General features: G+C 49.2%; 10 protein-coding genes. 4 read left to right on the forward strand and 6 right to left on the reverse strand.

From position 1 onward, the window contains the following. The 3 genes from Q0991_RS05950 to Q0991_RS05965 all read left to right on the forward strand — a co-directional run. Positions 1–271: ATP-grasp domain-containing protein (locus tag Q0991_RS05950; RefSeq protein ID WP_299486401.1), on the forward strand; the 271-nt coding region annotated here is incomplete at its 5' end. Between the two features lie 509 nt (positions 272–780). Next, positions 781–1749, forward strand: a complete 969-nt coding sequence (locus Q0991_RS05960; RefSeq protein WP_299486405.1) for a carbonic anhydrase — start codon at positions 781–783, stop codon at positions 1747–1749. Between the two features lie 189 nt (positions 1750–1938). Next, entirely contained in the window at positions 1939–2373 is a 435-nt protein-coding gene (locus tag Q0991_RS05965; protein ID WP_299486407.1) for a ferritin-like domain-containing protein, read from the forward strand. Here the strand turns inward: Q0991_RS05965 and Q0991_RS05970 are convergent. Both Q0991_RS05970 and Q0991_RS05975 read right to left on the reverse strand, forming a co-directional pair. After that, positions 2370–3068, reverse strand: coding sequence for a hypothetical protein (locus Q0991_RS05970; RefSeq protein ID WP_299486409.1), 699 nt, complete (start codon positions 3066–3068; stop codon positions 2370–2372). The genes Q0991_RS05965 and Q0991_RS05970 overlap by 4 nt on opposite strands. A gap of 74 nt (positions 3069–3142) precedes the next feature. Beyond that, positions 3143–3691 carry a gluconokinase, GntK/IdnK-type gene (locus Q0991_RS05975; protein WP_299486411.1) on the reverse strand — a complete coding sequence of 183 codons (549 nt, stop codon included), beginning with the start codon at positions 3689–3691 and terminating at the stop codon, positions 3143–3145. 339 nt (positions 3692–4030) lie between these two features. Between Q0991_RS05975 and Q0991_RS05980 the strand changes: the two genes are divergently transcribed. Continuing rightward, positions 4031–5329: a Glu/Leu/Phe/Val dehydrogenase gene (locus Q0991_RS05980; RefSeq protein WP_299486413.1), complete on the forward strand. Its 1299-nt coding sequence runs from the start codon at positions 4031–4033 to the stop codon at positions 5327–5329. A 129-nt stretch (positions 5330–5458) separates the two neighbouring features. Here the strand turns inward: Q0991_RS05980 and Q0991_RS05985 are convergent, their stop codons facing one another. From Q0991_RS05985 to Q0991_RS06000, 4 genes are all read right to left on the reverse strand, one after another. Next, positions 5459–6082 (reverse strand): GDSL-type esterase/lipase family protein, encoded by a 624-nt coding sequence (locus tag Q0991_RS05985; protein WP_299486414.1) that lies wholly within the window; start codon positions 6080–6082, stop codon positions 5459–5461. A 207-nt stretch (positions 6083–6289) separates the two neighbouring features. Next, positions 6290–6637, reverse strand: coding sequence for a ribulose bisphosphate carboxylase small subunit (locus tag Q0991_RS05990; protein ID WP_299486416.1), 348 nt, complete (start codon positions 6635–6637; stop codon positions 6290–6292). Positions 6638–6699: 62 nt separating this feature from the next. Further along, entirely contained in the window at positions 6700–7134 is a 435-nt protein-coding gene (locus Q0991_RS05995) for a chaperonin family protein RbcX (protein ID WP_299486417.1), read from the reverse strand. Between the two features lie 116 nt (positions 7135–7250). Continuing rightward, a complete protein-coding gene (locus Q0991_RS06000; protein ID WP_299406194.1) occupies positions 7251–8681 on the reverse strand; it encodes a form I ribulose bisphosphate carboxylase large subunit in 1431 nt (476 codons plus the stop codon). Between the last annotated feature and the right edge of the window lie 4 nt (positions 8682–8685).

Genomic DNA, 8685 nt, shown 5'->3' on the forward strand with positions numbered 1-8685 from the left:
ATTGCTTACGCAAAACAGGTCATCAGTTCGAAAATTTTTGGGATGCGGTGGATCATGCCTTCAGAAAAGTGTCCTAACCCAATCTTTGATTGCTATACCAGCCATTGTTGAAACCGTAACTCAACGGATTGATGCTCCCTTCTACTCCGTTGATATTGCTCAAACTTTGGAGGGCAAAGATCGGATCGTCGAGTTAGGCGATGGTCAAGTCTCAGAACGCAAAACTTTGCCCCTCAGCCGATTTGTGAAAATGCTAGCTCAGATGGGCTAGCCTTCCCTTCATTGCAAGAACAGCTTGTTTTTTTGCCTTGTCTTGAGCGATGATCTGCTATTGCCTATCCCAGAGAGAAGCTTGAAATCCATGCCTGACTGCTCACTACACCTGCTTTCTGCTGATAACACTGGTCCACATGGGAGTAACCCTGCCGGAGTGAGGATTGGTGAAACTGCGGCAGTCCCGAAAACCATCCAGAGAATCGCAGCGGAAGTTGGCTTTTCTGAGACGGCATTCATGATTCCAAAGGAAGGGTTGCTACTAGACCTCTTGCAATATCCGTTTCATGATGTTGTGCCACAAACTCGATTGATGCCTTGCTCTGACTTGGTTTTTTAGTTTTAGACAATTTTTAAGGATAATGATGGCAACGATAAACGTTTTATATGAATTGCCTGTCTGAATATAGTTTAAACTAAAGTCTTGAGAAGATTACAATCCCAGAACTTGCGTGGACTTGGCCCGATGACATCGTTCACGCCAAGTCGTGTCAAGGAAGTTCAGTTGTGAAAAAGCTAGTTCGTGGACTGCAAGAGTTTAAGCAAAGCTACGTTGCCCAACACCAAGCCCTCTTAGAAGAACTCTCCCATGGTCAAAAACCCCGCGTTCTCTTTATCTCCTGCTCGGACTCGCGGGTAGACCCCAACCTTATTACCCAAACCGATGTCGGGGAATTGTTTGTGATTCGGAATGCAGGGAATATTGTGCCTCCCTATGGCGCAGCCAATGGCGGCGAGGGCGGCACCATTGAATATGCCATTGCCGCTTTGGAGATCGATCAAGTGGTGATCTGCGGCCATTCCCACTGTGGTGCGATGAAAGGCTTAATGAAGCTGAACAAGCTGCAGGCAGATATGCCCTTAGTTTATGACTGGTTACAACATGCCGAAACGACCCGACGAGTGGTTGCCGAAAATTATCCAGAGTCTGAGGGAGAAGAACGGGTTGAAATTTTAGTGGCCGAAAATGTCTTAGTGCAGATTGATAATCTGAAGACGTATCCGATTGTGCGATCGCGGATGCTGCAAGGCAAACTGCAGATTTACGGCTGGATTTATCACATTGAGACAGGCGAAGTCCTGGCCTATGATGACCAGACCCATACCTACATTCCACCCCAAAGCCAGTTGGTTGAACAGCCGCCCAGCTTACCCTCTCGTCTAGAACAGTATCTGATCAGCACCCATGCTCCTCCCGTGGCCTGTGAAGTACCGGCACCCCGGCTACAGTCTGCCTCCTCGGCTCCATCTGCTTCACCCGTCAATGGCACACCTGCCGCTGATCGGATTCGGTCTCAGTTAAATGCCCTTTTAAACACATCACCAGACTCATGGACCGACGTGGAAGACTCCATGCGCTCCATGAGCAAACTGCTGGAAGATGCGCTCCATGAAGGAATGAGTGCCAGTGAAGCACAAAACTATCATCATCAATTTTCGGAACAGATTCCGGCGTGGCTCCGGCAAATGGGATAGGTTGCCAGACGGCTCCAATCATGCTTCTTCCCTTTAACCCTCAACTGCAGAAAAAGGATTCAGTCGAAAGGCCAATTCACCATTAACCAGGTGTTACACTTGGATTTCCTCTATTGCAACCCTCAATGCTGCTACTGCCAGCCATCGAGCGTTGTGAGGGGCCACATCCAGCATTGATTCTCTCTGACGATGAAAGCTCTTGATACGGTATCGACCATTTCCCTCCTCAATCAGATTATGGAGTTTGAATTGGCAGGCGTGGTCCGCTACACCCACTATGGCTTAATGGTGACGGGACCTAATCGATTGCCGATTGTAGACTTTTTTAAGTCCCAGGCCAGCGAATCGCTGACCCATGCTCAAGAGGCGGGAGAAATTATCACTGGCTTAGAAGGACATCCCAGCCAAAAGATTGCTCCCATTGAAGAAACCAACCAGCATGCGGTTAGAAACTTGCTGCAAGAAAGCCTCAACCATGAGCAAATGGCGTTGAATCTCTATAAGCAGCTTCTGGATATTGTCGAAAACGCCAGTATTTACCTGGAAGAGTATGCTCGCACCAAGATTGGGCAAGAAGAAATGCATAACCTTGAAATCAAGAAAATGCTCCGCGATTTTAGCTAAGATACGACATCAGAGCCAGATGTTTGAGACTCCTGGGTGGGCGCTGCTCCCTTCGCAGGATTATGAGCAATCACGGTTTGACCCAACTCAGACTGACTTCCCCAAGGTTGGAGGGCTGAAGGCAGTTGCCATTGACCCCACTCAAACCCATCTTTAATCGCCCAGGACAAATCCACCTGCTTGGGTACATCCAAGGAATGGCTACAGGTCAGATCGGCTTTATAAGCGGCCAAGATTTGGGCATCCTGTTCCATTTCTGGAGATTGGAGATAGAGAACTGCACAGCGATACCGTTGATACCACCCTGCGATCGCATTTTCTAACTTATCAGCAGCCGTCCGACATACAATCGCCGCAGTTCCCCACCACCAGGCAGCGACTAGCCACTGTTCCGGGTCACCTTCGACCCTCTGAAAGGCATGGATACTATTCACCAAAGTGGAAATATGGGGACAGGCTTGGATCGATGCAGCATCACATTTCCAAATCGGGGCCGGGGGTTCATTTTCCGGGCGTTGTTCCCGCCATACTTGCAGTAAGAAAACCAGTGGATCAGAACCCTGGGCATAGGCAGGCCAGTTTTGATGCAACAGCTCCTCTGGATAATACTGTTGAAGGGCCAATAAAGGAGATAAATGCTCAGGACTCAACAGGGGGGCCAAAAGCTGAAGGGGTTGAGGCAGAGTCACGGGCATGATCCTTATAAGTATGGGCGAATAGAGAGACGATTCCTATCAGCAGTATCCCTGTTTGCCCGGTCTACAATCAACTAGCGCTGCCACCAAACCTGTTTCAACCGAGGATACCGATCTATCGCTTGCCACCAGATTTGATCCACTACCTCTGATGGTGACTGAGTCGCATCAACGGCTATGGTGGCCTCTTTGGAATCAATTCTTTCAAAAGCATCAAGCTGACTCGCCAAGAGTTCAGTTTGCATATAGTGATTCTGGCGCTGGGCTAATCGCTGTCGCAGATCAGGTTCTGGCAGCGTTAGCCACACAAGCTGAACGAGGCCTAAATTTGCTAATCGCTGACGATGGGCTTGCTTGAGGGCTGAGCAGGTAAGGACTGTTTCGCGATTCAGCGTAATCGCTCGGTGGATATCATCTGCGATCGCATCCAACCACTCTTGACGATCTACATCCGTCAACGGCATTTGAGCAGCCATCTTCTGAATATTGGCAGCAGGATGACGTCGATCGCCTTCTAAGAAATCACACGCTAAACGATCAGCTAGCAAGCGACCGATCGTCGTTTTACCCGATCCAGACACGCCGATCATGACCCACACGAGCGGGACAACACCGTTAGTCATGCTCTCATTTAACCTTTGCCGCTAGTCCACCCTTTGAGCGGGTTACCAATATCGTTCTATGGTCTATAGGGTAAGGTAAGGAGCTGAAGTAAATCTCTACCGTACTCACAACTGCTCCGAGCCAAGCCCCTCACATCATCATCTGGTGTCAGTCACTAACTAAGAGATCAGCCGATCAGGCTGGACCCACCAGCAAAGCAATGACTCAAACCTCACCCACCGTCCACATTCTGGCAATGGTTGCGTTTCGTTATGTTTATTGAATCAACACTGCGATCGCACGCCCAAACCCAAAGTCGAGAGTAGGCTGGAATCAGCCCTTCACAGCAGGATATTCTCTTGGGTACAGACGATCAACTCTTTAGCGATGCCACTCACCGCTTAACCACCGCCTTAGAGCATGTGGACTTACCTGAAGATGTTTTAGAAACCTTGAAATATCCCAAGGCCCAACTCGGGGTTTCCATTCCCGTCCGCATGGATAATGGCGAACTGAAAATTTTTCAAGGCTATCGCATCCGCTATGACGATACACGAGGTCCGGCCAAGGGCGGAGTACGGTATCATCCCGGCGTCTCCATTGATGAAGTTCAATCCCTGGCGTTTTGGATGACCTTTAAATGTGCCACCCTAAACTTACCTTTTGGGGGTGGTAAGGGCGGCATTACGGTAGACCCCAAAGCCCTCTCCCGGATGGAACTAGAGCGTTTAAGTCGGGGCTATATTGATGCCATTGCCGATTTTATTGGCCCGGATATCGATATTCTGGCTCCCGATGTCTATACCAACCCGATGATTATGGGCTGGATGATGGATCAGTACAGCATTATCAAACGCCAAATTTGCCGAGGAGTGGTAACAGGGAAACCGCTTGCGATTGGTGGTAGTCTCGGCAGAAACTCAGCCACGGGGATGGGAGCCTTTTTTGTGATCGAGGCGATGGCACCGAAGTTAGGATTGATTCCTGAGCAAACCACAGTAGCGGTGCAGGGATTTGGTAATGCTGGAGCGGTCGTGGCTGAGCTACTCAATCAGGCAGGCTATAAAGTCGTTGCCGTTAGCGATTCCCAGGGCGGCATTTATGCCCCTCAGGGCTTGGATATTGCCAGTATTCGCAAGCATAAAGAAGCTAGCCGATCGATGAAGGCGGTCTATTGTGATGGCAGTGTCTGCAGCATTATTGAGCATGACACAATCACCAATGAAGAGTTGCTGGCTTTAGAGGTGGATGTGCTGATTCCTGCTGCTTTGGAGAATCAAATTACGGCTGATAATGCGGAGCAGATTAAGGCGAAATATATTTTCGAGGTGGCTAATGGTCCGGTGACTTCAGCCGCAGATACAATTTTGGTGGAGGCGGGTACGACGGTCTTCCCAGATATTTTAGTGAACGCAGGTGGGGTGACGGTCAGCTATTTTGAATGGGTGCAAAATCGGAGTGGGCTCTACTGGACGGAGGTGGAAGTGCAGAAGCAGCTTCAGCAAAAGATGGTGGAGGAAACAGAGATGATTTGGCAAATTACTCAAACCAAAGAGATTTCGGTGAGAACTGCAGCTTATGTTCATGCATTGGATCGAATTGGTGAAGCGGTGATGGCTAAGGGGACACGTGATTATTATGCAAATCACCAAAAATAGAGCTAGAGTGTCTAGCTCATTCCTAGCTAAACGTCATCGCAAAGAGCCAATAATAGACCTTAAAAAGTTTGCGGCAGATATCTAGCAGGCAGCTCTTAACTGCATGTCGAGTCGACCTAGTCTCCTGTGTCATTCAGGCCGATCACGTTTAAACCAGTCCAGCCAAGCCGACCACTTCTGGATAATCACGGCCATTTCCGTATAGCCCGTACTACCGGGATGATAGCCATCTCTCGCCTTGATATCGTTTAGCCAAATACTGGAGCGGGAGAGGGGGGTCCAAATATCTAGGTAGGACACGTCCAATTCTTGGCTGAGAATGCTGAGGTTCTCAGAGAGATCTTTGACGCGCTCGTTATGGTCTGGATCTGCGATCGCAGGGGGGCCAATCATCAAAATCGGATAGCGCAGCTTCGCCGTTCTAAAGATGCGCCGAGCATTCTCCAGGGAAAGGGGCATATCCACTCGACAATGATCGTACTCTTGGGCGGTATCGTTGACCCCAAAGCTAAACACCACTCGACCATTCGTTCCAGCTGGGCAACGAGCTTGCACTTCTGATAACCAGCGATCTTCAATATCAGCACTCGTATTTTGACGAATGCCCAAGTTATAGCTAGTGAAATCATAGCCTCGTCGATACATGGTGGCACAAACGCGGCCTGTCCATCCCAAGCACCCTAAATCGCCTACTCCATTAACAAATGAATCCCCCACAAAACAAATCCGCAGATCCTTGTCATCCTTCGGCATGGTCCAAATACCCAATCACTATTGCTAAGTCATATAGGCTTTACTGCAATTGTCAAGGTATTGGCAGCAAACTTTAACAAGCATCCCCCCTCACCTTGCTTTGGTAGCCCTATTCAGTCTGGTTAGCTTCCAGCCAAAAAAGGAGGAGAGGCAGGAAACCCTACCCCTCCCGAGCTTAGAAAGCTAGTGCCCTATTCACACTAGAGTTTAGTAGGGGCGGTACCCACTATTGTTGCCAGGCTTATGAACAATAAAGCTCATCACTTGACATTGGCGGATATTGTCAAATCCGACCACCCGAATATATTTATCGGAATACTCAGAACGGCATTCGCCAATCTCATATAAAACATCCTGCACAGAGGGGTTTTTGAAGAGCGGTAGCTTCCACATCGTCCAATAGTATTCGGTAGGCGCAGGAGAATCATTGAATTCAATTCCTGCAATATAGCCTTGATCCAGAATGTACTGAATTTGCCGACGAATTTGATCGTCGTTGAGCGGTGGCAAGTAGGAGAAGGTCTCGAAACGTTGCTCAATAGGTAAAGTTCTCATTTTGTTGTCCGTAGTATTTCCATCAAAAACTGCAAAAAGGGTCTGAGGTTTGGAAGGGACATCTAATCCCGCTCTTCTTCCTCATCAGCGTCCGTTTCAGCCTCCAGCACATTGTCGTTTGAGAGCATATCTTCGTTGGCGTTAGACTCTTCTGGCGGTGCCATTTGAGTCATCCGTTCCAGGAGTCGGCGTCGGTGCCCCACATTCGATTCTTGAATGCCGGTTTTTACCATCTCTGGTAAAAATTCGACGACCTCTTCTGCAAGATGCTCTCGAACGGTCAATAGTCGCAACGCTAACTCTCGATCTTCTTGCATCAGTGCGTCCAGATACAGCTCACCGTCTTGAACTCGATCCGTCGAAGAAAATTCCGACAGCCAAATTCCTAAACCGGGATTTGTTTCATAGAGCTGAGTAATCACTAGTTTGGCCGCTTGATAGGTCAAATAGCTGATCAGCACTTGGGCTGTATCTTGGGCAACGCGTTTGTATTTCATGCAATCCAGCCCGTAGAACTGGGATTCGATCTTGCGTTGAACAGTGAGCTGGAAGAACACTCATCTTCCTCAATGGAGTGAGGGCAAAGTCAGCCTTTACCCTCACTCCAAGAGAATTAGACGGTATCCATGGCCTCGAATTCGAACTTAATCTCTTTCCAGACTTCTAGAGCAACAGCCAGTTCAGGACTCCACTTAGCCGCTTCACGCAGGATGTCGCCACCTTCACGAGTCATGTCTCGACCTTCGTTACGCGCTTGCACACAAGCTTCAAGGGCAACTCGGTTAGCCGTTGCACCCGGCGCACAACCCCAAGGGTGACCCAAGGTTCCACCACCAAATTGGAGAACAGAGTCATCACCAAAGATTTCCACTAGAGCAGGCATGTGCCAAACGTGAATACCACCAGAGGCAACCGCCATAACGCCGCCCATAGAAGCCCAGTCTTGAGTGAAGTAGATACCACGGGAAGGATCTTTCTCGACATAGTTCTCACGCAAGAGATCCACAAATCCCATGGTGATGCCTTTTTCACCTTCCAATTTACCCACAACTGTACCGGTGTGAATGTGGTCACCACCAGACATCCGTAGACACTTCGACAGAACTCTAAAGTGCATACCGTGGTTCTTCTGACGGTCAATCACAGCGTGCATGGCTCGGTGAATATGGAGCAGCACTCCGTTATCACGACACCAGTGGGCCAACGAGGTGTTAGCGGTAAAACCACCGGTGATAAAGTCATGCATGATGATGGGCATTTCCAGTTCTTTAGCGAACTCGGCCCGCTTGAGCATTTCCTCACAGGTGGCGGCGGTGACGTTGAGGTAGTGACCCTTAATTTCGCCGGTTTCTGCTTGGGCTTTGTGGATGGCTTCAGCGACGAACAAGAAGCGATCGCGCCAGCGCATAAACGGCTGAGAGTTAATGTTCTCATCATCCTTAGTGAAGTCAAGACCACCACGCAGACACTCATATACGGCTCTACCGTAGTTCTTCGCGGATAGACCTAACTTGGGCTTAATCGTGCAACCCAAGAGTGGACGACCATACTTATTAATCTTGTCTCGCTCAACAGTAATCCCGTGGGGCGGACCTTGGAAGGTCTTCAGGTAGGCCACCGGAATGCGAATATCTTCTAGACGTAATGCTCGGAGTGCCTTAAAGCCAAACACGTTACCCACCAAAGAAGTTAGCAGGTTAGTGACAGAGCCTTCTTCGAACAAGTCGAGGGGATAGGCGATGTAGGCAATGTACTGATTATCTTCGTTCGCAACTGCTTCGATGTCATAGCAGCGGCCCTTATATCGATCCAAATCGGTCAACAGGTCAGTCCACACCGTGGTCCAAGTTCCCGTTGAGGATTCAGCCGCAACCGCAGCCCCTGCTTCTTCAGGAGGAACACCAGGCTGAGGGGTCATCCGAAAGGCAGCAAGGATGTCAGTATCTTTTGGGGTATAGTCCGGCGTGTAATAGGTCAGTTTATAGTCTTTAACGCCAGCATCATATCCGGCCTTTGACTGAGTTCTAGTTTGTGAATAGGACATGTTG

The sequence above is a fragment of the Acaryochloris sp. IP29b_bin.137 genome (assembly GCF_028285745.1).
Classification (GTDB): Bacteria; Cyanobacteriota; Cyanobacteriia; order Thermosynechococcales; family Thermosynechococcaceae; genus Acaryochloris.

What these genes read in the sequence shown, in the direction of transcription:
- Q0991_RS06000 (WP_299406194.1), bottom strand. Translation starts at nt 8,681, where the DNA reads ATGTCCTATTCACAAACTAGAACTCAGTCAAAGGCCGGATATGATGCT.
- Q0991_RS05990 (WP_299486416.1), bottom strand. Translation starts at nt 6,637, where the DNA reads ATGAGAACTTTACCTATTGAGCAACGTTTCGAGACCTTCTCCTACTTG.
- Q0991_RS05970 (WP_299486409.1), bottom strand. Translation starts at nt 3,068, where the DNA reads ATGCCCGTGACTCTGCCTCAACCCCTTCAGCTTTTGGCCCCCCTGTTG.
- Q0991_RS05975 (WP_299486411.1), bottom strand. Translation starts at nt 3,691, where the DNA reads ATGACTAACGGTGTTGTCCCGCTCGTGTGGGTCATGATCGGCGTGTCT.
- Q0991_RS05995 (WP_299486417.1), bottom strand. Translation starts at nt 7,134, where the DNA reads ATGAAATACAAACGCGTTGCCCAAGATACAGCCCAAGTGCTGATCAGC.
- Q0991_RS05965 (WP_299486407.1), top strand. Translation starts at nt 1,939, where the DNA reads ATGAAAGCTCTTGATACGGTATCGACCATTTCCCTCCTCAATCAGATT.
- Q0991_RS05985 (WP_299486414.1), bottom strand. Translation starts at nt 6,082, where the DNA reads ATGCCGAAGGATGACAAGGATCTGCGGATTTGTTTTGTGGGGGATTCA.